The 25,755-nt window shown below is 67.7% G+C and carries 18 protein-coding genes; 5 read left to right on the top strand and 13 right to left on the bottom strand.

What is annotated here, in order from left to right; all coding sequences use genetic code 11:
• Positions 1–33 precede the first annotated feature (33 nt).
• From U1872_RS01285 to U1872_RS01300, 4 genes are read left to right on the top strand one after another with little or no spacing between them, the layout of a single operon-like run.
• Complete coding sequence (locus tag U1872_RS01285; RefSeq protein WP_332791068.1) at positions 34–939, top strand: amidohydrolase family protein; 906 nt, start codon at positions 34–36, stop codon at positions 937–939.
• Positions 936–2,000: an L-rhamnose/proton symporter RhaT gene (gene rhaT, locus U1872_RS01290; RefSeq protein WP_332791069.1), complete on the top strand. Its 1,065-nt coding sequence runs from the start codon at positions 936–938 to the stop codon at positions 1,998–2,000. The genes U1872_RS01285 and rhaT overlap by 4 nt, the downstream gene beginning before the upstream one ends.
• Positions 1,997–3,064 (top strand): glycoside hydrolase family 43 protein, encoded by a 1,068-nt coding sequence (locus tag U1872_RS01295; protein ID WP_332791070.1) that lies wholly within the window; start codon positions 1,997–1,999, stop codon positions 3,062–3,064. The genes rhaT and U1872_RS01295 overlap by 4 nt, the downstream gene beginning before the upstream one ends.
• Complete coding sequence (locus tag U1872_RS01300; protein WP_332791071.1) at positions 3,058–3,885, top strand: alpha/beta hydrolase; 828 nt, start codon at positions 3,058–3,060, stop codon at positions 3,883–3,885. The genes U1872_RS01295 and U1872_RS01300 overlap by 7 nt, the downstream gene beginning before the upstream one ends.
• Positions 3,886–3,895: 10 nt before the next feature.
• Here the strand turns inward: U1872_RS01300 and U1872_RS01305 are convergent, their stop codons facing one another.
• The 11 genes from U1872_RS01305 to U1872_RS01355 form a co-directional block, all read right to left on the bottom strand.
• Positions 3,896–4,864 (bottom strand): glycoside hydrolase family protein, encoded by a 969-nt coding sequence (locus U1872_RS01305; RefSeq protein ID WP_332791072.1) that lies wholly within the window; start codon positions 4,862–4,864, stop codon positions 3,896–3,898.
• Complete coding sequence (locus tag U1872_RS01310) at positions 4,861–6,405, bottom strand: MFS transporter (protein WP_332791073.1); 1,545 nt, start codon at positions 6,403–6,405, stop codon at positions 4,861–4,863. Before U1872_RS01310 ends, U1872_RS01305 begins: the two co-directional genes overlap by 4 nt.
• 5 nt (positions 6,406–6,410) lie before the next feature.
• The gene (locus tag U1872_RS01315) at positions 6,411–8,918 is read right to left on the bottom strand and encodes a glycosyl hydrolase 115 family protein (protein ID WP_332791074.1); all 2,508 of its coding nucleotides are present in this window, start codon (positions 8,916–8,918) and stop codon (positions 6,411–6,413) included.
• Positions 8,918–10,033: a beta-galactosidase BglB gene (gene bglB, locus U1872_RS01320; RefSeq protein WP_332791075.1), complete on the bottom strand. Its 1,116-nt coding sequence runs from the start codon at positions 10,031–10,033 to the stop codon at positions 8,918–8,920. The genes U1872_RS01315 and bglB overlap by 1 nt, the downstream gene beginning before the upstream one ends.
• Positions 10,034–11,263, bottom strand: coding sequence for a glycosyl hydrolase 53 family protein (locus U1872_RS01325; RefSeq protein WP_332791076.1), 1,230 nt, complete (start codon positions 11,261–11,263; stop codon positions 10,034–10,036).
• Positions 11,260–14,277 carry a glycoside hydrolase family 35 protein gene (locus U1872_RS01330; protein ID WP_332791077.1) on the bottom strand — a complete coding sequence of 1,006 codons (3,018 nt, stop codon included), beginning with the start codon at positions 14,275–14,277 and terminating at the stop codon, positions 11,260–11,262. The genes U1872_RS01325 and U1872_RS01330 overlap by 4 nt, the downstream gene beginning before the upstream one ends.
• Complete coding sequence (locus U1872_RS01335) at positions 14,270–14,584, bottom strand: L-rhamnose mutarotase (protein WP_332791078.1); 315 nt, start codon at positions 14,582–14,584, stop codon at positions 14,270–14,272. The genes U1872_RS01330 and U1872_RS01335 overlap by 8 nt, the downstream gene beginning before the upstream one ends.
• An 86-nt stretch (positions 14,585–14,670) precedes the next feature.
• Positions 14,671–16,176: a rhamnogalacturonidase gene (locus U1872_RS01340; RefSeq protein WP_332791079.1), complete on the bottom strand. Its 1,506-nt coding sequence runs from the start codon at positions 16,174–16,176 to the stop codon at positions 14,671–14,673.
• Between the two features lies 1 nt (position 16,177).
• A complete protein-coding gene (lra1, locus tag U1872_RS01345) occupies positions 16,178–16,939 on the bottom strand; it encodes an L-rhamnose 1-dehydrogenase Lra1 (RefSeq protein WP_332791080.1) in 762 nt (253 codons plus the stop codon).
• A 29-nt stretch (positions 16,940–16,968) separates the two neighbouring features.
• Entirely contained in the window at positions 16,969–17,772 is an 804-nt protein-coding gene (locus tag U1872_RS01350; RefSeq protein ID WP_332791081.1) for an IclR family transcriptional regulator, read from the bottom strand.
• A 141-nt stretch (positions 17,773–17,913) separates the two neighbouring features.
• Positions 17,914–21,210 carry a TonB-dependent receptor gene (locus U1872_RS01355; RefSeq protein ID WP_332791082.1) on the bottom strand — a complete coding sequence of 1,099 codons (3,297 nt, stop codon included), beginning with the start codon at positions 21,208–21,210 and terminating at the stop codon, positions 17,914–17,916.
• A gap of 310 nt (positions 21,211–21,520) precedes the next feature.
• On the opposite strand from U1872_RS01355, the gene U1872_RS01360 reads away from it, so the two are divergent.
• Positions 21,521–23,428, top strand: a complete 1,908-nt coding sequence (locus tag U1872_RS01360) for a rhamnogalacturonan lyase (protein ID WP_443025327.1) — start codon at positions 21,521–21,523, stop codon at positions 23,426–23,428.
• Between the two features lie 5 nt (positions 23,429–23,433).
• On the opposite strand, the gene U1872_RS01365 is transcribed toward U1872_RS01360, so the two are convergent.
• Both U1872_RS01365 and U1872_RS01370 read right to left on the bottom strand, forming a co-directional pair.
• A complete protein-coding gene (locus U1872_RS01365) occupies positions 23,434–24,738 on the bottom strand; it encodes an oligogalacturonate lyase family protein (protein WP_332791083.1) in 1,305 nt (434 codons plus the stop codon).
• Between the two features lie 27 nt (positions 24,739–24,765).
• Positions 24,766–25,755, bottom strand: coding sequence for an alpha/beta hydrolase (locus tag U1872_RS01370; protein ID WP_332791084.1), 990 nt, complete (start codon positions 25,753–25,755; stop codon positions 24,766–24,768).

Consider the following 25,755-nt stretch of genomic DNA (forward strand, 5'->3'; position numbering starts at 1 on the left):
ACGGCGCGGCCTTTCCCCATCTGGAGAGGCTTCGTGACCATCCCGTTCGTCGATGCGCACATCCATCTGTGGGAGCTCGGCCGGCTCCGCTATCCGTGGCTGACGCCGCCGTTTGCGGAGGACGGGCCCAACGGCTCGGTCGAAGCGATCGCGACGGACTACACGCTCGCCGACTATCGCGCCGACATGGCACGCTGGAACGTCGTCGGCGCGGTGCATATCGATGCCGGGGCGGACGCGGCGGAGGCGCTCGACGAGACCGAATGGCTCGAAGGCGTCGCCGATGCCGGCGGCTTGCCGAGCGCGATCGTGGCGTTCGCGCGGCTCGACGATCCCGAGGTCGAAGCCTTGCTCGCGCAGCAGGCGGCGCATCCGCGCGTTCGTGGCATCCGCCACATCGTCAACTGGCACGCCGATCCGCTGCGCAGCTACACCCCGCGCGATGTGACGCAGGACGAGCAGTGGCGGGCGGGCTTCGGGCTGCTCGCGAAATACGGCCTGTCGTTCGACCTGCAATGCTATCCCGGGCAGATGGCCGTGCTCGCGCCGCTGATCGCCCGGGATCCCGACGTGCCGGTGATCCTAAACCATCTCGGCATGCCGGTGATCAGCGATCGCGACGGGATCGCGCAGTGGCGCGCCGGGCTCGAGACGCTCGCCGCGCTGCCGCATGTCGCGATCAAGCTGTCGGGGCTCGGCTTCATCGATCGCGACTGGACACTGGAAAGCGTGCGGCCGTTCCTGCTCACGGCGATCGACCTGTTCGGCACCGACCGCTGCCTGTTCGCCAGCGATACTCCGACCGACACGCTCTTCGCGCCGATCGACCGCACGATGACGGCATTCCACGCGATCGCCGCCGACTTCAGCGACGACGAGCAACGCGACCTGTTCGCGCGCAACGCCAACCGCCTCTATCGCCTGGGATTACATCTATGAACCCGTTGCTCGGCGTCCTCTACCATTGGCTTGGCGGCCTCGCTTCGGCGAGCTTCTACGTGCCGTATCGCGGGGTGAAGCGCTGGTCGTGGGAGATTTACTGGCTGACCGGCGGCGTCTTCTCGTGGCTGTTCGCGCCGTGGTTCTTCGCCAGCCTCCAGACCAACGACCTGCTCGGCGTGCTGCACGGCGCCACGCCGACAGCATTTTGGTGGCCGATTGTCTTCGGCGTGCTGTGGGGGTTCGGCGGGCTCGGCTACGGGCTGGTGATGCGCTATCTCGGGCTGTCGCTCGGCATGGCGGTGGTGCTGGGGCTGTGTACTGTGTTCGGCACGCTGATCCCGCCTTTGTTCGCGGGCGAATTCCACGCGAAGCTGCTCGCCAACGCCTCGGGGCGGATCGTTCTGCTCGGCATAGCGCTGACGCTGCTCGGCATCATCGTCGTCGCGATCGCGGGCGCGAAGAAGGATGCGCTGTTGACGCCCGCGCAGAAGGCGGCGGTGGTCGCCGAGTTCGACTTCAAGAAGGGTATCCTCGTCGCGATCTTCGCGGGCATCATGTCGGCCTGCTTCGCCTTCGGCCTCGCCGCGGGCGAGCCGATCAAGGCGCTGTCGGCTGCGGCGGGGACGGGGCCGCTATGGACCGGGCTGCCGGTACTGTGCCTGGTGATGTTCGGCGGGCTGATCACCAACGGAGCGTGGTGCGCGTTCCTGATCACCAAGAACCGCAGCGCCCCCGAATGGCGCGGCGTCACCAAGGCCGATGTCGGCCGGCCGCCCTTGCTGCGCAACTATCTGCTCAGCGCGCTGGCGGGGGTGACGTGGTACTTCCAGTTCTTCTTCTACACGATGGGCGAGAGCCAGATGGGCCGGCTGGGCTTCTCCAGCTGGACGCTGCACATGGCGAGCATCATCATCTTCGGCACGCTGTGGGGTTTCGCCTTCCGCGAGTGGAAGGAAGCCGGCGCGCGGATCAAGGCGACCGTGTGGAGCGGGGTCGGCCTGTTGCTGATCGCCACCGTGGTGATCGGCTATGGCAACAGCATCGCCGTCGCGCCGTGAGGTGGCTGCTCGCCGCCGCCGCGCTGCTCGGACTGGCAGGGGCCGCCCCCGCCGCACCGCAGGCCGATGCGCCGCTGGTGTTGACGGCGATGCATCTGCACGATCCGTGGATCGTCGCCGACGCAGCAAGCAAGACCTATTACCTGTTCACCCGCAACGAGGCGGCGATGAGCGGCGACCAGCGGCTCGGTACGATGGTCTATGCCAGCCGCGACCTGAAGCATTGGACCGAGCCCAAGCTCGCCTTCGTCCTGCCTTCCGGATTGTGGGCCAAGGCGGGCAGCTGGGCGCCCGAAGTGCATCGCTGGCGCGGCAAATGGTATCTGTTCACGACCTTCCACAATCCCGATCTGCCGCTCGGCAAGAACGGCACGCGCGACACCTATCGACGCGGTACGGTGCTGGCGGTTTCCGACACGGTCGACGGGCCGTATCGGCTCGTGCGTGGCGGGGGGCCGATCGTCGATCCCAAACTGATGACGCTCGACGGTTCGCTCTATGTCGATCCGAAGGGTAAGCCGTGGCTCGTCTATGCGCATGAATGGTGGCAGACGACGGTCGGCACGATGGAAGCCGTGCCGCTCACCGACGACCTCGCCGCCGCCGGCCCGCCGCAGACCTTGTTCAAGGCGAACGACGCGCCGTGGGCGGTCGGCCAGAAGCAGCCGAACGGCGATATCGTCTACGTCACCGACGGCCCCGAACTGTATCGATCGAAGACCGGCACGCTGCTGATGCTGTGGTCGAGCTATGGCCAGAAGGGCTATGTCGAGGCGCAGGCGCGCTCGACCTCGGGCACGATCGCCGGGCCGTGGGAGCAGCTCGGCCCGCTGGTGCAGCGCGACAGCGGGCACGGTATGCTGTTCCACGCCTTCGACGGCAGACTGATGATGATCCTACATCGTCCGTTCAATTATGCGCTCGGCAAGCTCTACGAGATGCGCGACGATGGCGACCGGCTGTCGGTGGTGCGCGAGGCGGTCGAGCTCGACGGCGAGGCCTATCCGACGCATCCATGCGTCGCTGGCCACTCGTCGTTCGACGGGGCGCATCCGGGATGCTGATGCTCGGTGCCGATCAGGTGCGCACGCTCGATGGCGCGTCGGTGCGCGCGGATGCGGTGACGTTCGATCCCGCCTTCGCCGATCCCGCGCAAGCGGTGGTGACCGCGGTGTCGCAGCCGGTGCTGCTGAGTTTCGCGCCCGCGCAGCCCAACGGGCGCGCGATGCTGGTGCTGGGCGGCGGCGGGTATGTCCAGCTGATGGCGGGGCGCGAGGGCGTTCAGGTTGCGCGTTGGCTCAATACGCTCGGCTATCACGCGCATGTTTTGATCCATCGCTTCCCCGATGCGGACAACGGGCCGGTCGCGGCGCTTGCCGATGCGTTGGCGGCGATGCGGCTGCTGCGCGAGGATGATAGCGCGCTCGGTGTCGTCGGGCTGTCGTCGGGCGGGCATCTCGCGGCGTGCCTCGCGGCGGCGGTGCCGGAAGAATGGGGCGTGTCCTGTGATGCGACGACGCGCCCCGACGTGCTGGTGATCGGCTATGCGCCGATCTCGACCAATGCCGCAGGCCGCACGATCGTCGTCGACAAGCCGCCGCTGCCGCCGGTCGAGAAGCAGGCGATGTACGATCGGCTGCAGCCCGACGCGCAATTGCTGGACAACCCGCCGCCCGCATTCATCGTCTATTCGGGCAACGATCCGGTCGTCCCGGTCGAGAATGCGCGGCGGCTGCACGCCGCTTGGGAGCAAGCCGGCGGCGCGGCGGAGTGCCACATCTTCGCCGATGCCCCGCACGGCTTCGCGCTCGATACGCACGGTCTGCCGGTCTCGGTGTGGCCGCAGCTGTGTACGGCCTGGTTGCGTCAGGTCGGGTTTCTCTAAGCGCCCGCGTTCAGCGGGGCAGCAAGCGCACGTCGGCCGGCGCGTTGCGATCGACCGTGAGGATGTTGTCGACCTCCTTCAGCTCCGCGATCTGCAGCACGCTGCGGCGGTGCCACTCGCGATCAGACGCGGCCTGTGGCTCCCCCGACTGGTGGACGAAATAGACGAGATAGGCGCGCTCGCCCGCCACGATCACGTCGGGATGCTGCCCCTTGGCGCGATCGGTCGCGGCGGTGCCGGGGGCGGCGAGCAGATAGTCGCTCTGGCGCGTCCAATGCTCGCCATCGGCCGAGCGCATCACCAGCAGCCCCTTCCACGCATCGGACACCAGCCACCAGCGCCCGCGCCAGCGGAACGCCTTGGGCCCTTCGCCGGGCGTGTCGGTGAGCCGGTCCTTGACCGTCCAATCCACCAGATCCCGGCTGTCGGCGGTGCGGATCGCCTTGTTCATCCACTCGTCGTTGAAGAACAGCCGGTATCTGCCGCGCGGCAGCGCGACGACGCTCGCATCGATCACCCGGTCCGAGCCCAGCTCGACCCGCTCGCCGCAGCGCCAGCTTGTGAGGTCGCGGCTGGTCAGGTGGACGAGGAATCGCGGCGCGTTCCAGTCGCGGTAGATGCCGGGGACGACGGTCACCCACATGTGCCATTGCCCCGCGAACCGCTCGACATCGGGCGCCCACAGCGTCGCGCCGGTGCACGTCTCCGGGATCGCCGCGGTGCCGCCGTAGCGCCACTGCGCGCCGTCCTTCGACCGGGCGATGCCGATCGCGGTGCCGTGGACCCAGCGCACGTCCTTGGCATCGTCCATCGGCAGATCGGCGCGTCGGTTGGTGTAGAACATCACCCACTCGCGCGTCGCCGGATCGTAGACCGTCGACGGGTCCGCCGCCCCGTCATGCACGGGATCGCGGAACAGCGGCTTGGGCGCCAGCACCGCCGCCTGCGCTAGCAAGGCCGCGGCGAGCAGCGCGATCACTTGTGCGCGTCCGCCACCGGATTGTTGCCCCACAGCCGGTCATACGACCAGCCCGACAGATCCTCGACCACGGTGGCATGCTCGGGATCGGACGGCGTGCGTGCGCCGCTGCGCAGATGCTCGATCTCCTCGAGCAGGATCGCATGCGTGCGCGGATCGAGCCGGAAGCGCGTCGACACGAACATGCCGAACAGCAGCATCGCGATCGTGCCCGCACCCATCACCCCGACGATGCCGACCAGCGCGCCGGCGCTCTGCGTCTTGGCGCCCGAGACGAAGCCCGATGCCTGCATCACCTGGCCGACGAGGATGATCGCGGCGGCCTGACTCATCTTGCGCACGAAGGTCATCACGCCCGCGAACGCGCCTTCGCGACGCCGCCCGGTGACGATCTCGTCGACATCGGCCATGTAATTGTACGTCGCCCACGGGATGTAGTTGAGCGCGCCGCGGCCGAGCCCGGCGAACAGCACCGGCACCCAGAACAGCATCGCGGTGGCGGTATAGCCGGCAGCATACATCGCGAGGAACAGGATCACGCCGATGCCGAAGCTGACCGCCGCCATGCGGTAGGCGGCGGCGGGGGAGAGTTTCAGCGCGAAGTTGATCGCCAGGATCACCGCGACGAACTGGACGATATAGGTCACGCCGACGAGGTTGGCGACGATCGCCGCCGACCCGGCCAGCGCGAAGATCACGAAATAGGTGAAGGCGGCGTTGTAGATGTCCTGGCTGATATAGCCGCCGAGATACATGCCGAGATGCAGCCGGAAGGCGCGGATCCGCAGCGTCGAGAACAGGTTTCGATAGAGCGCCTTGAACGCCGCGCCGAGCGTCGGCTTGGCGCGCGCATCCTCCTCGGCATCGAGCCCGGGCGGGCGCTGCCGCTCCCAGCTGAACGCATAGAGCAAGCCCGCCGCGCCCATGAAGAGCCCTGAGAAGATGATGCCCATGTAGAGATAGGTGTCGGGCGAGCCCTCGCCGAGATACTGGATCAGCGCCTTGGGCAGGAACGCCGCGCCGATCGCCGAGAGCTGGCCGAGCAGGATGCGCGCGCCGGCGAACTTCGCCTTGGTCTTGTAGTCGGTCGCCATTTCGCTGGCGAGCGTCTCGTACGGGATGATCTCCATCGCATAGACCATCTCGAACAGCACATAGGTGACGAGGTAATACCAGAAGCCTTGCCCCGCGACCCACATGATCGCGAACGACGGCAGCAGCGGGATCGCGGCGAGGATGAAGAAGCGCCGCCGCCCGAACTTGCGCCCGAGCCACGAGCGGCCGAGGCTGTCGGAGAGGTGGCCGATCAGCGGGCTGGTAAAGGCATCGAGCACGCGCGCGATGCCGAAGATCGCGGTCGCCTGCAGCGCCGACAGTCCGCAGAAGGTGGTGTAGAAGAACAGGATCCAGGTGCTGATCACCGCCATCGAGCCTGCGCCGAGCACGTCGTTCGAGCCATAGGCGAGCAGGGTGTACCAGCGCACCGGGCGCGTCGGCGCGATCGGGTTGGCGGGCGCGGCGGCGATAGGGTCGGTGGCCATGGCGGTCAGTCCTTTGCGCCGGCGGGCGGCAAGCTGGCGGGAAGCGGATCGAAACGGAAGCGATCGAGGATCAGCGCGGGATCGGCGAGGCCGACGGTGAAGCGATGGCGGCCTGCCTCGACCGCGGTCGGCAACGCGAGCTCGATCCGATTGTCGAGCACCGCGCGCGCCCAGGCGGCATCGCCGGTGACGCGCGGTGCGGCGAGCGTGACGGGCGCGGCACCGTCGAGCGCGAGCGTCAGGCGCAGCGGATCGCCGTCCCGCGTGGCGTAGCTCGGCAGCAGTTCGGCGACGAGGCGCCAGCGGCCGGGCGGCAGGTCGACCGTGTAGGACAGCTGCGCCGGCAGTGCCGCGCCGACCGCGGCACCGTTGCGGCCGAGCCCGTCGATTACGCGCCAGCCGGTGCGCGGGCCCTCGGCGGCTTCGGCTTCCACGACGGGTGCGGTGGCGGCAGCGGGAGTTTGCGGTCGGGCTACCGTCACCGCCGGGAGGACGGCAGCGGCGGGAAGGATCGGCGGGGTCAGGCGATAGCGCCGCCATTGGCCATCGGCCGGCTCCATCGCGAGCATCCCGCGCCATTTGCCCCCGGCGATCGTCTCATTGTAGCGGCGCGTCAGGCGCGTGAGTTCGGCATCGGCGGCCCGTGCGCGGGCGCCCGCTTGCGCCGCGGCTGCCGGATCGCTGTCGTGCAGGCGATCATAGGCTTCGGCATCGAACAGCCGGACATTGGCGAGCGCGGCGGCGGTGACCGGATAGTCGACCAGCTCGAAGAACGCATCCCGGCGGTCGGCGGGGATGCGCGGCGCGAGCGCGCGGACGCGGGCGGCGAGCGTGTCGAACGCGGCGAGCCGGGTGGCGATCTCGGGCGGCGAAAGCGGGCTGGGGCGCGACAGCTCGCCCGGCAGCCACCATTGCAGATGCTCGGGCCGCCGCGCGAAGTTGAGGCGGTGATGCTCGGCGAGGATCGTCGTGGCGTCCGCCGCGACATCGGCGCCGAGCGTCCTGGCAGCCCACTCGCGCACGACCGCGTCGATCGGCTGCGCGCGTGTCGCCGGAACGTCCCACGCCAGTCGCAGGAAATAGTCGGTGGCGAGTTCGGCCGGCTTGAGATCGCCGACGTTGGCGACCCACATCTGCCGCGCACCGGCATCCCAGGCGCGGCCCAGTTCCTCGCGGATCAGCGCGGGCGGGGTGGTCGACAGCCACAGATACGACAGCGGCGCGCCGAGATAGGAGAGGTGGTAATAGACGCCCGATCCGCCGGGCCGTTCGCGCTCGGCGGCGTCGGGGAGGTGGCGGATATAGCCGAAATTGTCGTCGGGCCACAGCAGCGTGACGTCGCGCGGCACCTTCAGCCCGCTGCGATAGACGTCGAGCACTTCCTTATACGGGGTGAACACCTGCGGCGCGGTCTTGGGCAACATCGCGCGCTGGTCGGCGAAGATGCGCTCGAGCAGCGTCCGGCGACCGGCATCGTCGCTCGGGCCGACCATCCCGCTGTCGTGGATGCCGCGCATGCCGAGCGTCCAGAGGCTCTCGTAGCGCACGTTGGTCGCCACCCGCTCGCGCCAGTAGCGCGCGACACCGGCAGCGTTGGTAGCGTAATTGAAGCGCTCCGCCGGCGCGGTCCATTCGCCGACATTGTTGCGCAGCATCGGCTCGGCATGGCTCGAGCCCATCACGATGGCATAGCGATCGGCGAGCGCAGCATTGCCGGGGTCGGCGTTGAACGGGCGCGTCACCTTGTGCATCGCCGGCCAGACGAGATTGGCCTTGAGCCGCAGCATCAGTTCGAACAGCCTGGCGTAGGTCTTTGGGCCGATCGTGCCCGCCGCGGGCTCGAAGGTGTGCGCCGCCCAGGGTTGCAGCCCCCAATCCTCGTCGTTGAGGAAAACGCCGCGATACTTGACCGAGGGCGGGCCGAAGCGCGCGACGCCTGCGGGCGCGCGCAACAGCGCGTGATGCTCGGGCGTGACGTCCGCCCACCAATGCCACGGCGACACGCCGATCGCGCGCGACAGTTCGTAGGCGCCGAATGCGGTGCCGCGACGGTCGCTGCCGACGATCACCAGCGCCGAGGCGACGCCGGGCGCGGGGCGATCGACCGTGGCGATGATGAAGCTCTCCCACGCGCCGCGCAACTTGCGGACGTCGAGCAAGCCGCGCCGCGCGAGGCCGTCGATCGCGGCGCTGCGGCCGAGCGTACCCAGCCAGATCTGCGTGCCGTTGCCGGTGGCGGTGCCCGACACGCGGGCGAGATCGGTGGTGAGGTCGGCGGCGGCGATCCGCACCACCGCATGGTCGCGCGCGTCGGTCACCACGCGCGCGACGCCGCGCGCATCCGCCAGCACGACGCCCGGCCCGGCATCGAACGCGACCAGCGGCGTCTCCGCCACCGCCGGTCGGGCCACGCCGCCGAGCGCCAGAAGGAGCGCGAGCGCGCCGGCCGGGCGGCGCCAGGCGATCCCACGCGACGCTACGCGGTGGAAGCCGGGAAGCGCCGCCCGCTGCATTAGATGTAGGTACGCAGGAACTCGCCGAGCGCGATCATCGCCAGGCTCTGCCCATAGGGCATCGAGGTCAGCGCGATGTCCTTGTAGAATTGCTGCGTGTCGCCCATCGCCGTGCCGAACGACACCTGCTTGAGCTCGCCCGCCGCGTCGATATTGGCGAGCACGCCCTGCACCGCCTTGATGCCGACCGCCTCATAGTGCCGCGGCAGATAGCCCTTCCGCACACCCTTGAGGATCCCGTAGGCGAACCCAGCCGTCGCCGACGCCTCGAGATAGCTGGTCGGATCGACGATCAGCGTGTGCCACAGGCCCGTCGCGGGGTCCTGCGTCTCGGCGAGCGTCTTCACCTGTGCCGCGAGCGTGTCGATCAGGAAGGTGCGCAGCGCGTCGCCCTGCGGCAAATCGAGGATCTCGATGATCTCGGGGATCGCAATCGTCACCCAGCAATTGCCGCGCGCCCACAGCGCCTCGGCGAAATTGTGCCGGCCGTTGAAGTCCCAGCCGTGGAACCACAGCCCGGTCTTCTTGTCGAACAGATATTTGATGTGCACGAGGAACTGCCGCTTGGCTTCCTCGACATAGTGCGGGCGGCCGAGCAGCAGGCCGATCTTGGCGAGCGGCAGCACCGACATCATCAGCGTGTCGTCCCACATCTCGCCGGGATTCTCGTCATTGTAGACGATGTGCTGGAAGCCGCCTTCCTCGGTCTTGGGCAGGCCGTCGGGCGCCATCAGCCACTCGGCCCAGGTGTCGAGATAGGGGATGTAGCGCGGGTCGCGCTCGAGCTCGTACAAATAGGCGAGCGTGATGAACGGCGCCATCGTGTTGATGTTCTTGGTCGGCGTGCCTTCGACGAAGCGATCCTCGAACCATTGCTTGATGATCGCGAGCGCGGTGCTGTCGCCGGTCTGCTCGTAATAGCGCCACATCCCGAACAGGCCGACGCCGTGCGTCCATTCCCAGCCGGCCCAGCCCTTGGTGTCGATGATGCGCCCGTCTTCGAGATGGAGCAGGAACTCGCCGGTCTCGTCCTTAATGTTGACGAGATTGTCCATCAGTCGGGCGATCGCGGCGGTCACGTCTGCACGCGGCACGTCGTGGGTAAGGGCGGCCAATTAACTTCTCCTGGTGGGAAGGCGCACGGGCTTCAGACCGTAATCGTGCGCCATGGTGCGATAGAGGGTGCGGAACTGGGGATCCATGTCGTATCGGCCCTGATGGCCGTCGGGCGGCGTCTGGGTCGGCACGCCGGACGCGGCGCCGGGGGCTTCCGCGGCGTTGATGCCCTGGCTTAGCAGATCGGGGCGGGCGCCTTCGCCGGCGGGCTGGCCGTCGTGGCGGAAGATCGCTTCCTGGTGGCGCGTCGGCTCCCAGATATAGCTGCCCCAACCGTGCGGCGCGGCGTGGACGAGATCGTTGAGATAGCGTTTGCGCGCGGAATATTCCAACGCGAGGAAGCCGAGATCGGGATAGGCCTTGGCGAATTCGGCGAAGGTATGCTGCCAGTCGCCCTGCGCCGCTTGCTGGTAGCAGGAGAAGCCGATGGCATCGGGGCGGACGCCGCGCTGGAGCAGGTTGTCGGTCCAGTAGTGCGTGATCGGCCAGTGGCGGCCGAGATGGTTGTGCAGCACCACCTTGGCGCGCGGTGCCGCAGCGCGCGCGCCGGCGATACCCGCCTTCAGCAGCGCGGCGAACTGGTCATAGCCGCCCGCGCCGGCAGCATTGAGATGCACGCCATCGGTCTGCGGGTTGCCGGTCGGAATGGTCAGCGGCACGCGGCCATCGGGCCAGAGCATGCCGAAGGTGGTCTCGTTGCCGATCACCACCATGTCGGGCGCGGCCCCGCCGCGGACGAGCGCGGCGATCGTGTCGGCGGTATAGGCCCCGACGCGCTCGACCAACCGGGGAAACGGCAGGTCGGCCCAGGCGGCGGGTTTCGTCTGCTTCTGCGGATCGGCCCAGTCGTCCGAATAGTGCAGCGTCAGCGAGAAATGGAAGCCGGCGGCCTTGATGCGGCGGCCGAACGCCAGCGTCTGCTGCAGGTCGCACCATGGCCCGCCGGGCTTGCGCTTGCTGTAGCCGTTGGCGGGATCGACGAAGGTGCGCAGCTTGATCGCATTGAACCCGGCATCGGCGAGGATCGCGAGCGGGTCGCGTTGCCGCCCATCCTGCCAATAGGTCGCACCGACCGCCTCGTCTTCGGGGATCCACGAGACATCCGCGCCGATCAGATAGGGCCACGGCCGCGCCGCCCCGGCAGCGAAGGCCGGGCGCGCCATCGCCGCGAGCGCGGCTGCACCGGCGATGCCGCCGAAGCCCCGCCGGGTGACAAGCGCGTCGCTCACCGCAGCTGGTCCGGCCGGCTGGGCGCGGCGACCATCTGCACCGGCACGCCGCCCTTCACGCTGCGCAGCGTGACGAGCTTGACCTGTTCGAGCGCATTGCCCGCCGCGCCATCCGACGTGACGGCGAGCGCGATCGTGTTGGCGCCGTGATGGTTGAGGATGCCCTCGGGGATCGGGAAGACGCGCTGCGGGCCGACATGCGCGATGAACTGGCCCATGTTCCAGCCGTTGACGAACAGCAATGCACGATAGCGCGCGACCGAGCGCGGCGTGGTGGTGTCGCCGAACGTGACCGCGACGGTCGTGTCCTGCGCCTTGGGCACGTCGAGCGTGAAGCGTGTGCGGTACCAGGTGGTGCCAGCGGTCGTCGTGGCGGCGGGCAGCGTCGCCGTGGTCCAGCGCGCGTCGTCAAAGCCGGGCAGATGCCAGCCCATCCGCTCGCCATATTGGCCGCCATTGTTGGCGGCGCCGCGCGCGGGATCGGGGAGATCCTCGCCGCCTTGCTTGCCCTGGATCTTCCACGCGATCGGCACGGCGAAGCTGCGTCCGCCCGGCGCCTCGAGCGAGGCCGAAACGAGCCCGCGCGCTTCCTTGTGGAAATCGTCGGAGTCGAGGTCCCAATTGTGCCCGTTGTTGCGGACCATGATCGACAGCACATGCTCGCCCGGCGCCTGCGCGGCGGCGGGGAGGTCGAAGCGTGGCGCGGCGGTGGTGATCGGGCGCGGCAGGCCGCCGGGAAGCTCGTCCTGGCCGACCAGCTTCCCGTCGAGGAACACCTGCACCACGCCCGCGCCGCCGCCGCCGTAGAACAAGGCCAGCTGTCTGGCGTCGGGCGTGCCGCTGAAGCGGCCGCGATACCAGACATCGCCGTCGTGGAAGCCGTACGCGTCCATCACGAGCGTCGGCTCGCCGTCGGGCTTGGCGGTGGTGGTGGCGGAACCGCGCCGGTCGATCGCCTGCCACCCGCTGTCGTCGAAATCGGGGCGCGCTTCGGCCGTCCCCGCAGCAACGCGCCAGTTGGTGAGGACCGGGAGGGTAACCGGGGCGGGGCCGGCGAGCGGGCGCGCCGCGCGACGGCTGCCGATCGCGCTGGTCTCGAGCGGCACCGTGACGCCGTTCCAGCGCACCGAGGTGAGCCGTGCGGGCGTCCACAGTTCGAGCGGCGTGGCCTCCTTCGTATCGCCGCTCAGCGCGAGCGTGGCGCCGTTCGCATCGGCGCTACGAACGAGCGCGGGGCCGCGGACGAGCACCGGGCCGGCGGCGGTATCGCGGCGCCAGTAGCGCACGCCCTCGGCCTCGTCGGCGAGCAGCAGCGTTAGCGGCGGCCGGCCGCCACCGGTGATCCGCACGACGCTGCGCCCAGCGAGCGTGTAGGTCAGCTTGAGATCGCCCTTGGCGGCATCGAACGCGCTGGTGGCGGCGCCCTCGAGCACTTCCACCTTCGGCGCCGATGCATAGCGCAGCACGGTCTCGTTCGCTTCGCCCGCGCGACCGTAGAGCAGCAGCAGGTCGCGGCCATCTGCGGTCAGTGTCGCCTGCAGCTCGGAGGTCGAGTAAACGAGCCGCTGGCCGCCGAGCGTAACCCCCGCGAGCAGCCACTTCGCATCGAAGCCGTTGAGCCGCATCGGAAAGCTGTACGCGCCGTCGGGCAGGTTCGCGGCGACGGTGAAGCTGTCGTCGCCCTGGCCGTTCGACGGCTTGTGCGTGACCATCAGGAAGCGCGCGTCGGTCTGCGGGTTGCGGTCGTGATAGACCTGCACATTGGGCGACGAGACCGTCACGGCGCCGGCCGGGACCATGCCGGCGAGATCGGGCACCGCGGCGATCATCCCGCCGAGCTGCTTCATCTCCTCCGCCTTTTCGCGCAGCTCGCGCGCCTCGGAAATCGCCGAGCCGTAATCGTAGCTGGTGAACACGACGGGCGCGGGCAGCCAGCCCCAGCTCGTGCCGCCATAGCCCATGTAAAAGCTCTGGATGTCGATGCCGTTGGCGAGGTTGGTGCCGTAGAAAACCCGCTGGAAGCGCTTGCCGCGCTGGATCGCGTTGCAGTCGTAGCCGCCGTTCGACCCCCAATAATCGAACCAGCCGCCGCCGAATTCGGCGAGGAAGGCGGGGGTGTCGGGCGAGGCGGACGCGCCGCCCTTGGCGCCCCCCGGGCCGTAATAGCCCCAATCGGGCGCGGCCGACCCGCGTGTCGGCTTGCCCGCGACGGTGCAGGTGCCGCCGGGATAACCATCGAACGCGTAGAGATCGTTGGGGCCGTGGACGACGTTTTCGACCTTGGACGTTTCAGGCACCCAATAGCCGTTGCGGCCCTGGTCGTTGTGGAACAGCGGAACGGTGATGCCGTCGGCGCGTGCCTTGGCGGCGAGATGGTCCATGTAGCGGCGCTGCGCCGGCGTGGTCATCGCCAGCTCGTTCTCGATCTGGTGGAGGATGACGGTGCCACTATGGCCCTTGCCGTCGCCGTTGATCTGGTGCCGCGCGACGATCGCGTTGATCCGCGTCAGCCATTCGTCGGCCGCGGCGAGATAGGCGGGGTCGTCGGTGCGGGCGCGCCCCTTCTGGTTGACCAGCCAGCCGGGGAAGCCGCCGCGCGACAGTTCGGCATTCACATACGGCCCGGCGCGGGTGATGACGTAGAGCCCTTCCTCCGCCGCCATGTCGAGCACGCGATCCATGTCGCGGATACCACTGAAATCGTACACGCCCTGCTTGGGCGAGTGATAGCCCCAGTCGAAATAGAGCGCGACGGTGTTGAACCCGCTCGCCTTCATCTTCTGCAGCACGTCGCGCCACAGATCGGGCGAGGGCAGGCGGAACGGGTGGAACTCGCTCGACCAGATGATGCGGCGCTGGCCGTCGATCATCAGCGAGCGCGCGTCGTAGCTGACGCGGCCGAAGGTCTTGACGGGGGCCTGCAGGTTCTGCGTCGGGCGCGCGACTTGCGCTCCGGCAGGAGCGGCAAGCGCGATGGCGAGCGCGGCGATCGAGCGCGCGGGGCGCTTACGCATGATGGAAGATCAGCGGCAATGCCCATTCCTTGGGGCGATTGTCGGGCTCGACTTCCATCAGCGGCGCCATGTAATCCCACCAGCGCTTCATCACCGGATGATCGGGCAGCGCATCGCGCTTGCTGTCTGCGCGGACGCGCAGCACGGCGAACAGGCTCAGCGTCTGCTCGTCGAGGAAAATCGAATAATCGTAGATGCCGCTCTCGGTCAGCAGCGCGGAGAGCTCGGGCCAGATCTCGTCATGGCGCTTGCGATATTCGTCGAGAACGCCGGGCTTCAGCTGCATCTTGAACGCATGGATCGACACAGCCTTCTCCCTCTCCGGCCATTATATGGCACCGATTTGTATTATTTGGTACCGTCGAATGCGGGGAAGGTCAAACCCAAAGCGCGTCAGAGTGGGCTGTCGTGCACGCTCAGCCGTTCGACGTCGTCGGCGAGAAAACGCGGGCGGGCGTCGGGCGTGGCGGTGGCCAGCCGCATGCCGTCGATGGTGATGTCGCGCGCATGGCGCAGCCACAGGCCCCAGGCGGGCAAGGTCCCAAACATGCTCGGTTCGGGGTAGGCGGAGGCGTGTTCCTCCGGGCGGCGCGCGGCGTTCTCGGCGGTGCCGCCGCCGCGATAGGTGAGCGCGATGTTACGCAGCGTGACATGCTCGATCGGATGGCCGGGCAGGCCCGCGAGCGCGGCCGGGTAGCGGTGGTCGATGCCGGTCGCGGTGACGTCCTCGATCGTGACGTCGCGGATCGCGCCGATGCCGGTGCCGGCGGGCCCGCGCCGTCGATCGCCGAGCCGCAGGAACAGCGGCGCGGTGGTGACGTCGGTCATCGTCAGGCGGCGCGCGACGATCTGCTCCATCACCCCGCCGTCGACCGTCTCGAGCGCGAGACCGCGGCACTGCGTGAAGCTGCAATCCTCGATCCGCACGTTGCGATAGCCGCCATTGCTCTCGGTCCCGAGCTTGATCCGCCCGGTGACGCGGTCGCGATCGGGCGCGAGTTCCTGCGTGGTGCGGCGCGTGCCGTCGAGCAGCGTGCCGAGATCGAAGCCCGAGACGGCGCAGTGGCGGATGACGATGTTCTCGGCCGCGACGGCGTGGCCGAGCGCATAGCTGCTCTTGACCACGATCGCGTCGTCATTGGGGGTGTTGACGCGGCAGCGCTCGACCACGACGTCGCGCACGCAATCCAAGTCGATGCCGTCGCGATCGGTGTCGATCGTCAGGTCGCGGATCGCCAGCTTGCGCGTGCCGGTGGCGAGGATCGCGAAATGGCCGCACTGGCGCATTGTGAACCCCGACAGCACGATGTCGCGACCGTTCTTGAGCGCGATCGCCTTGTTGCCCTGGCCGTTCATCGCCGCGGTGGCGGGTTCGAACTGGTCGATCTGGCGCTGGCTCATGCCCTGCATCGACAGCGGGCGCTCGCCGGTTTGCGCCTTCCAGCGTGCGCCCGGGCCGTTTCTGGTAAGTCCAGCGCCGTCGATCAGCCCGGGACCGGTGATCGCCACCTCGGCAACGTCGTCGCCCCAGATGAGGCTGTTGTGCCAGTGGCTATGGCCGAAATCCTGGTAGAGCTGCTCGACCCCGGACTCGGGCAGGTCATAGCTGCCGGGGTGCCGTGCGGGATCCGCCGCTTCGATGATCGCGCCCTCGGCGAGCTGGAGCGTGACCTTGCTCTGCAGTCGGATCGAGAAGCAGAGATAGCGCCCCGGCGGGACGATCACGGTTCCGCCGCCCGCCGCCGCGACAATCGCGGCGTTGAAGGCAGCGGTGTCGAGCGTTCGCCCGTCGCCGCGCGCGCCGAAGCGGCGCACGTCGAACAGGCGCGCGGCATGCGCCGGGAAGGGGAGCGCGGCCGCCATCAGGCCCAAGGCCAGGTCGCGCCGCGTCCAGTTCATCTCACTGCAGGTTCACGTACGCGCCGCCATCGACCAGCAGCGAGGCGCCGGTGACATATTGCGCGAGGTCGGAGGCAAGGAACACCGTCGGCCCGACGAGATCGTCGGGCTGGCCGAGCCGGCCGAGCGGGATGCGGCTTTCCATATAGTCGCGCTTCTTGGTGTCGGCGAGATCGTCCTTGTTGATGTCGGTGAGGATCGTGCCGGGGAAGAGCGAGTTGCAGCGGATCTTGTGCTTGCCGAGCGCGATCGCGACCGACTGCATCAGCGAGTGGAGCCCGGCCTTGGTCGGCGTGTAGTGCGTCTGATACTCGCCGCCGACCAGCGCCGAGATCGACGACATCGCGATGATCGAGCCGCCATCGCCTTGCTTGACCATCTGGTTGGCGGCGGCCTGCACCATGAAATAGGCGCCGTGCAGATTGACCTGCATCGTCCGCTCGAAGGTCTCGACGGGCATGTCGAGAAAGGCGTGGAACGGGCAGATGCCGGCATTGTTGACGAACACGTCGACCCGCCCGAGCGCGGCGACCGCCTTGGTGACGAAGTCGTTCGCGGTCTTGGGATCGGCGACATCGCCCTGGATCGCCACGCCCTTGCGGCCGAGCGCCTCGATTTCGGCGACCGCGCTTTCGGCACCTGCCACATCGCGCGCGAAGTTGAGCGCGACGTCGGCGCCGTGCCGCGCACAGCCGATCGCCACTGCGCGGCCAATCCCGGCCGATGCACCGGTGACGAGCACCGTCTTGCCTGCGAGTAACATGCTGGTCTCCTGGGGGTACGAAGGAAGGGTCAGGCGTCGGCGGGGTCGAAGCCGAGTTCGCGGCTGATCGCCATCGCCACCGCGCAGACGTCGTCGGTTAGCGTCGTCATGCGGTCGTCGCTCATATATTGCGCGGCGCTCGACACGCTGATCGCGCCGACGATGTGCTTGCCGGCATCGCGGATCGGCGCGGCGACGCAGCGCACCTGATCCTCATTCTCCTCGAGATCGAACGCGCGACCGCGGCTGGCATAGCCCGACATGCGCTCGAACCACACGGCGGGGTCGACGTGCGGTGCGCCGTCGGCCTGGTCGGCGGCGAAACGCTCGCGCCAGTAAGCGGGCGTGTGGTCGATGATCAGCGCCTTGCCGAGGCCGGTCGACGTCAGCCGCTGGCGATCGCCGATCCGGCTCGAGATGGTGATGCGGCGGCGTCCGGGCACCTTGTCGAGATACAGCGCCGAGTCGCCGTCGAGGATGCCGAGATGGACCGTATCCTCGGTCGCCGCGGAAAGCTCCTCGAGATACGGCCGCGCGACCTGGACGAGATCGGCCTGCGCTTGCGCCAGCGTACCGAGCAGCAGCAGTTTCGGCCCCAGGCGATAGCCGGCGCGCGGGGTGAAGGCGAGGTAGCCACGATCGACCAGCGCCGACAGCAAGCGGTGCGTCGTGCTCTTGGTGAGGTCGAGCTTGACCGCGAGTTCGCTCAGCGTGAGCACTTCGTGGCTCACCGCTTCGATCAGGTCGAGCCCGCGCATCAGCGTCTGGCTGCCGGCGCCGACGGCGGGGCCTGCGGTTTCGGGCATTTCGGTGTCGATGATCGAGGCGTTCATGTCCATCCCTTAGAATGTCGCGCCGTATGTTGGCAATCGACCAGCCAGTGTCGGTCCGGGTCGGCTCCCCGTAAAAGGCGGCTGGCCAACCGCGAGGATAGCCAGCCGCAGGGGGGGAGGAAAGGTGCTCCGGCGTGCGGCCTAGAATTTCAGCTGGACGCCGGCGAACAGGCGCTGGCCGGGATAGTAGACTTCCGACGTGCCGATGCCCTTGATGTAAGAGCGCGAGTACGCCTTGTTGATGTTCTGCATCTCGAAGAACACGCTCGAATGGTATTTCGGCATGCGGATCGTGATCTTGCCGTCGAGATAGCCCTCGGCCTGGCGGTAGTTCGGCAGGTTGCCGTTGGTCGAATCCGCGATCGTGACGAGCCAGTCCGAACGGTAATTGTAGCTCAGTCGCGCGTTGAGGAAGCCCTTGTCGTAGAAAATGCTCGCATTGTACGTCCATTTCGACAGGCCGGGATATTCGTTGAGCGGCGCTCCGGTCGCCGCATTCGTCAGATTGGTCCGGATCGCGCGCGCCCAGGTGAGGTTGCCCGAAGCGCCCAACCCGCTGAAGATGCCCGGCAGGAAGGTGAAAGCGGTTTGCGCGCTCGCCTCGACGCCGTCGAGCAGCGCGCCGAAGCCGTTGATCGGCTGACGCACCGTGTAGAGCGTGCCGTCCTGGAACAGGTCGACGTTCGACTGCGTCACGTTGGGGATGACGAAGCTCGACTCATACTTCTTGTAATAGCCCAGGCTGAGCAGCGTATCCTTGTTGGGATACCAGGCGAGGTTGGCCTCCCACTGATCGGCGCGATACGGTTGCAGCCGCGGATTGCCCGCGGTGCAAACCTGCGCGCCGGCCGCGGCGAGCGTCTGGTCGTCGAGGCAGTTGATGTTGGGCACCAGATCAGTCGGCGCCGGACGCGCGAGGTTCTTCGCCCAGTTGGCGCGCAGCACCAGATTGGGCGTGAACTCGAGCGCCAGATTGAACGCCGGCAGGATGTCGGTGTAGCTGTTGCGCAGGGACAATTGCTGGGCGGCCAGCGTTACAGTCTCGGTCCCGCCGGTCGCGGTGCGGCGCGTGATCCGGCTGACGTTGGTGCCCGTCCCGGCGTCCTTCGTATGGAGATAGCGCACCCCGCCATTGCCGGTCAGGCGCATCCCGAACACCGTCGTGTCGAGGTTGTATTTCAGATAGCCCGCGAAGATCGTCTCGTCGATCTTGACGCTCGGGATCTGCGGCAGGCCGTCGGCGAAACGGACGGTCGCCTGGTTGAACTTCGACAGATCGTAATATTGCCCTAGCACCGCGGTGTTGAAATTAGGCACTGCGATCCGCCCCGGTGCGCTCGACGGCACGACGCTTAGCCCGGTGAACAGCGGTGCGCCGCCGCTCAGCCCAGTATTGCCGGTGACGAGCGTCTGATATTCGGCCTGGGTGATATAGAAGGTGTTGCCGTTGCGCCGGACGGGGACGGTAGAATTGACGCGGTCGATCACCGTGGTGAACGACTGGTTGTTGTCGGTCTGATACACCAGGGGCGTGGCGCCCGGCGCCGAGAGCAGGCGGAAGCCGCCGTTGGTGTAATTCAGGAACGCCTGCTTGCGATACTGGCCGCCGAATTCGATGCTCTTGATCGGCCCCAGATTGGTTTTCCAATCGACGTCGAGCTTGGCCTGGTTTTCGCTGTTGTTGAGGTCCGACGGACGATATTGCACGGTCGGGCCGGCCTGGCCGGTGTTCCCCGGGCGGCTGGTGTCGGTGTAGATGTTGGGATCCGCCGGGTTGATGTTGGTCGGATAGATGAACACCGGCAGGCCGAGATCGTTACGACGATCGACGCCGATGCCCGATACGCCGGTCGAATAGGCCACCAGGTTGGTGTTGTTGATCGTGCTCGCTTCGCTGCGCGACAGCAATAGATTGACCTGAAACCGGTCGAGCTTCCATTCCGCGCCGCCGAGGTAATATTTCGATTTCTGCTTATAATCGAAATCGCGGCGCTGGACGCCGAGGATGTTGCTCGAGCCGTTGTAGTTCGGCGCGGCGGCGGTGCCGATGTTCACCGAATTAAGTGCGTTGGTCCAGCTCGTGACGACATGGTTGGCGTCGACCGTTGACGTGCCGCGCGTGATCTGCGGGCGCGAGGCGCCACCCGCGGCGTTGGTCGCCAGCGCCGCGTCGGTCTGGAAACGCTCGAAGCGCGACGTGTCGATCGAGTAGTTGGTGTCGGACAGACGCTGGTCGCGGTTGTTGATCTGCGCTTCGCCGAACACCCGCAGATTGTGCGCGACTTCATATTGAACCGAGAAATCAGCCGAGATGCGTTTGTCGCGGCGGACGAGGTTGCGATAGCGGACTGAGGTCGGGATCCAGTCGAAGAACTGGTTCTCGCACGCCAGCCGGTTGGCCGTCGCGGCCGAGGCGGTGTTGCCGGTCACCCCGGCGCAGCTCGCATAGGTGTTGTTTGCGGCGTAGGTCGGGTTTGCGACGGTCTTGGTGTCGGTCCGGTCGAAATCGGCGAAGCGATTGAACTGGGTGTTGCTGATGTAATCCTGGCGCGTGGTCTTGTCGTCGTAGGTGACGTTGAGCAGAACGCCGAGCTTGTCGGTGAAGAGGTGCGGCGTGCCGAGCACGATCGTGCCCCGCGGCCGCCAGTCCTGCGTCGTGTCGAGATGTTGCTCGGAGAAGACGATCGTGCCCAGCGGCTTCTTGAGCTCGAGCGGCTTGCGCGTCTCGACCGATACGGTGCCGCCGATGCCGCCCTCGGTCAGATCGACCGAATAGCCCTTGTAGACGTCGATCGACTTGACGAGTTCGCTGGCGAGTTCGCGGAAGTCGCCCGCGCGCGTGCCGCCGGCCGAGGCCTGACTGACGCCGTTAATTTCGACGCGGTTGAGCTCGGGCTGGACGCCGCGGATCGACACCGCGACGCCTTCGCCGAAATCGCGCTGGAGCTGGACGCCGGTAATGCGCGACAGCGAGTCACCGATATTCTTGTCGGGGAAGCTGGCGATGTCATCGGCAACGATCGAGTCGACCACCGTGCCGGCGTTGCGCTTGCGGTTGATCGCCGACTGCAGCGAGGCGCGCGTGCCGACGACGACGATGTCCTGCGCGGTCGCGTCATCGGGGCTGGTGCGCCCGGCGATGGTGGGATTGTCCTGCGCCGACTGCGTCTCGACCGGCGGCGACACGTCGCCCGAGCGGCGGTCGGGCGTCGCCGGCTCGACCGTGGCGGAGGAGGGGGCGATGGTCTGGTCGTTCTGCGGCGCGGTCTGCGGCTGCGGCTGGACCGGGGGATTGGGCGTGGTGGACTGGGGCTTGGCAGTCTGGGGCTGCGCGGTCTGCGCCTGGGCGATCGCGGGCAGGACGCAGCCAAGCGTCAGCGCGACGACCGAGGTGGTGCGGAAAAGCTGGCGACGCGGTGCCGAACGAGTAGTGGTCATGATAATCCTCCCCCTGAGGCGTCCTGGCTTTTCGAGCCATTTGAACGTCCTGTTATGATCTGATGCTGCTTCAGGTATGCCGCGCGCTGCCGAGGCGGCGCGTATCGAACCGGCGTTCATGCATGCGTTGGCCGTGTCACGTCATCCCCTCTCGTGCGGCGCGGTTCTTGCCGTCGCCATCGCTTGTTCCGTCTAACATCCACATTGTGGATCGCTGTTCCGTTCTATGTTGCCATTTGGTGAAATGCAATCATAATTGTTGAGATATGGCGAGGCCGACCGTCGCCAATGGAGAGACAGGATGATCCGGATGCGCAGCTATTATTGGGCAAACGTGGCGCTTTGCGCCGTGGCTGCAACGGCAGCAGCGGCCCCGCCGCCACATGCGATGGAGAAGCTCGATCGCGGACTCGTCGCGACGCCCGCGAAGGGTGGCGGCTGGCTGGTCAGCTGGCGCCTGCTGTCGAGCGATCCGCGCGCGGTCGCGTTCGACGTCTATCGCGACGGCCGCAAGATCACGCCGCGCCCGGTGACCGATGCCACCGCCTTCGTCGACCCGCAGGGCAGCGCCGGCGCGCGCTACACGCTGGCGGTCGCGAACGGCGCCCCCGAGAAGCGGCCTGCCTTGATGGCGCCCAATGGCTATCTGTCGATCCCGCTCACCCCGCCGCCTGGCGGTACGACCCCGGCTGGCGAGGCGTATAGCTATACCGCCAACGATGCCGGCGTCGGCGATCTCGACGGTGACGGCCGCTATGAGATCGTGCTGAAGTGGGATCCGACCAACAGCCACGACAACAGCCAGGCTGGCTATACCGGCGATGTGTTCGTCGATGCCTATACGCTCGAGGGCAAGCGGCTGTGGCGGATCGACCTGGGCAAGAACATTCGCGCCGGTGCGCACTACACGCAGTTCCAGATCGCCGACTATGACGGCGACGGCCGCGCCGAGATTGCGATGAAGACCGCCGACGGGACCGTCGACGGCACCGGCGCGGTGATCGGCGACGCCACGGCCGACTGGCGCGAGCATGGCGGCGAAGTGCCGCAGCCCGACCACACCGGCGCGAAGGTGCTGGCCGACGGCAGCAAGGTCGCGCCGCTGGTCGGGCGGATCCTCAAGGGGCCCGAATATCTCACCGTGTTCGACGGCCGCAGCGGCCGCGCGCTCGACACCAAGCCCTATGATCCGCCGCGCTATCCCGGTGGCAACCCCACCTTCGAGCAGCTGCGCGACACGTGGGGCGACGGCTATGTCAACCGCGCCGACCGCTTCCTCGCCGGCACCGCCTATCTCGACGGGCAGCATCCCAGCATGGTGTTCGGCCGCGGCTATTATGCGCGAACCGTCGTCGCGACCTGGGATTTCCGCGCCGGCAAGCTGGTCAAGCGCTGGACCTTCGATTCGTCGGCGCCGGGCAATGGCGACTATGCCGATCGCGGCAATCACCAGCTCAGCATCGCCGATGTCGACGGCGATGGGCGCGACGAGGTGATCTACGGATCGATGGCGCTCGACGATGACGGAAAGGGGCTGTGGACCGATCCGCTGTTCCACGGCGATGCGATGCACGTCGCCGATCTCGACCCGACGCGGCCCGGCCTTGAGAAATGGGGCGTGCACGAGCAGGTCAAGACCAATGGCGGGATCGGCTCGGCGCTGCTCGACGCGCGGACCGGGCAAGTGCTGTGGAGCAAGCCCGCCGACACCGACACCGGCCGCGGGCTCGCCGCCGATATCGACCCACGGCATGTCGGGGCCGAATTGTGGGGCTCGAACAGCCGCGACCTGTTCGACGTGAAGGGCAATGCGATCGGCCCGGCGCCGCGCCAGACCAACTTCGCGCTCTATTGGGATGGCGATCTGCTGCAGGAACTGCTCGACAAGACGACGATCAGCAAATGGGACTGGAAGACCGCCACCGCCTTCCCGCTGCTGTCGCCCGAGGGACTCGCGTCGAACAACGGGACCAAGGCCACCCCGGCGTTGCAGGCCGACATATTGGGCGACTGGCGCGAGGAAGTGGTGTGGCGCACCGCCGACAATCGCGAATTGCGGATCTACGTCACGCCCTATCCGACCCAGCATCGGCTGGTCACGCTGATGCAGGATCCGGTCTATCGCGCCGGGGTGGCTTGGCAGAACACGGCGTATAACCAGCCGCCGCACCTCGGCTACTTCCCCGGCAGCCTGACGCCGTCCGAAACGGCGGAATAGGCCCGCTACCGCGCCTTGTCGGTGGCGACGGCGTAGATCGCCGCCTTGCCCTCGATATTGGCGCGGAAGAACAGCCAGCGGCCATCGGGCGAGAAGCGCCCGTTGGGCTCGAGCTTGTAATCCTGCTTGGCAAGATCGACGAGCTTTTCGGTCGCGAAGGTACCCGGCGCGATCAGCGCGCCGGCATTGTCGGCATGGATGCCCGCGACGTCGGCGATCGCGCGCGGGCGGAACAGGTACATATATTTGCCGTCGGGCGCGTGCGCGACCATCTCGGGATCGCCACCGTCACCCGAGAACAGCGTCTGGTCGGCGGACACGTTGTAATGCACCGACCATTCGTTGCGCTCGAGGTGGAACCAGCGGCGCTGGGCGGTGGCGACGTCGTAGCCGGCGAGCCAGAAATCCTCGCCGCGCGGGGTCTGCAGATCATACCAGATCGTCTTGCCGTCGGGTGACCAGAATTCGTGTCCGGCAATCTCCATGTTCATCGTGCGCGTGTGGATCTTGGTGTTGCGGCTACCGTCGGTGCGGACGGTCCAGATGCGGTCGACCTTGTGCCACGGGCCTTCGTGGCAATACATCAGCAGCGTCGGATCGGTCGGCGAGAATTGCAAATGGTTGAGCCAGTCGGTCGCGGTGACGATCGTGCGGCGCGCGCCGGTCTTCACGTCGAGCGTGAAGATCTCCATCGGGATTTTCGCCTCGAGCCGGTCGTTGAGGCGCACTTCCTTGGCCTCGGCATAGGGCAGCGGTTTGCCGTCGGGGCCATTGGCGGCATAGGCGGCCTGGTCGGTGCGCGGGTCGTGGCCGGCGGTGCCGGGCTGGAGCTCGACCGGGCGCGTGGTGAACTGCCCGGCGAGCAGCGTTTCATCGGCGTTGATCGTGTCGATCTGGCTGCCGCGCGGCACCTCGGCGATCTTGCGCACCACGCCTGTATCGATGTCGGCAGCCGAGATGGTGACGGGGGCGTCGGGCTTGCTGCGGTCGGTCTCGGAGAAATAGGCGCTGCGCGTCTTGTGGCCGGCGAACAGCAAGCGGATGCCGCGGCGCTTGAGCACGGTGCGCAGCGTCCACGTCTTGAGGTCCATCGCCTGGATCCCCTCGGTGGTCGAGTAGAGCATCGTGTCGCCGTTGGGCGTATAGGCGTTGTAATTGAAGTAGAGTGCGTAGTTCCCGGGTGCATCGGTGATGCGGACGATCTTGTGGCCGGTCTTGGCATCGACCCAGCTCTTCATATCGGCGGTCTGCGCGGCGGCGGGCGCGGCGAGCAGGGCGAGCGGCAGGAGCGCCGCGACGGTCATACGCATGGTCATTTCCTTGGTCGTGGCGTCGGGTCAGGCGGGCCAGCCATGCTCCCCGGCCCAGTCGGCGAACATCTGCTGCCATGGGACGATCGTCCCGTCGCGACGCTTGGCGGGCGGGCCGTGGCCGCCTTTTTCGAACACCATCAGCGATGCCGGGACCTTCGCGGCGTGCAGCGCCTCGATCATCAGCAGGCTGTTCTTGAACGGGACGGCCGGATCGTCCGCGTTGCAGGCAATGAAGGTCGGCGGCATGTCGGCGGGCAGGTCGATCTGCGCCGAGTAGCGGCGCTGAAAGTCGGCGCTGGTAGCGTTGGCGCCGAGCAATTCGCGGCGTGACTGCGCGTGGACGCCCTCGTCGAACATCGTGATGACGGGGTAGAACAGCCCGGCGACGGTCGGCGTCGCCGACAGCCGATCCGTGGCGTCCTGCGGATCGTAGACGGCGAGCGTCGAGCGTGCCGCGAGCCTGGCCGCCACATGGCCGCCCGCCGAAAAGCCGGTGATTGCGACGCGCGCGGGATCGACCGTCCAGCGCGTGCCCGCGCCCGCGCGGATCACGCGCATCGCGCGCTGCGCGTCCTGCAACGCGACATCGGCCCCCGCCGCCCAGCCATCGTGCGGCAACCGGTAGAGCAGTTCGAACGCGGTCACGCCGCGATCGGCGAACCATTGCGAGATCGCCCCGGGGTTGCGCCCGACCGCGACGCGGACATAGCCGCCGCCCGGGCAGATCAGCACAGCGGCGCCATTCGGCCGGGCAGGCTTGAGTACGCTCAGCATCGGCATCGCGACATGCGGCCAGGCGATGTCGTCGGGCCCTCCCGTCGGTGAGCGCTTGACCCAGGCGTCGGTCACCTTGGTCTGCGCGGCACCGGGTGGCGCTTTCGGCCAGAGCGGAAAGCGCTCGACCGTGCCGCTGCCGACGCGCGCGCCTGCGCCGACACCGGGATCCTGCGCGAAGGCGGGCAGGGGCAGGCTCGCGGCGAGTCCACAGGCGAGGAACGTGCGGCGTGAGGTCAT

It is taken from the genome of Parasphingomonas frigoris, from assembly GCF_036663815.1.
Lineage (GTDB): Bacteria > Pseudomonadota > Alphaproteobacteria > Sphingomonadales > Sphingomonadaceae > Sphingomonas.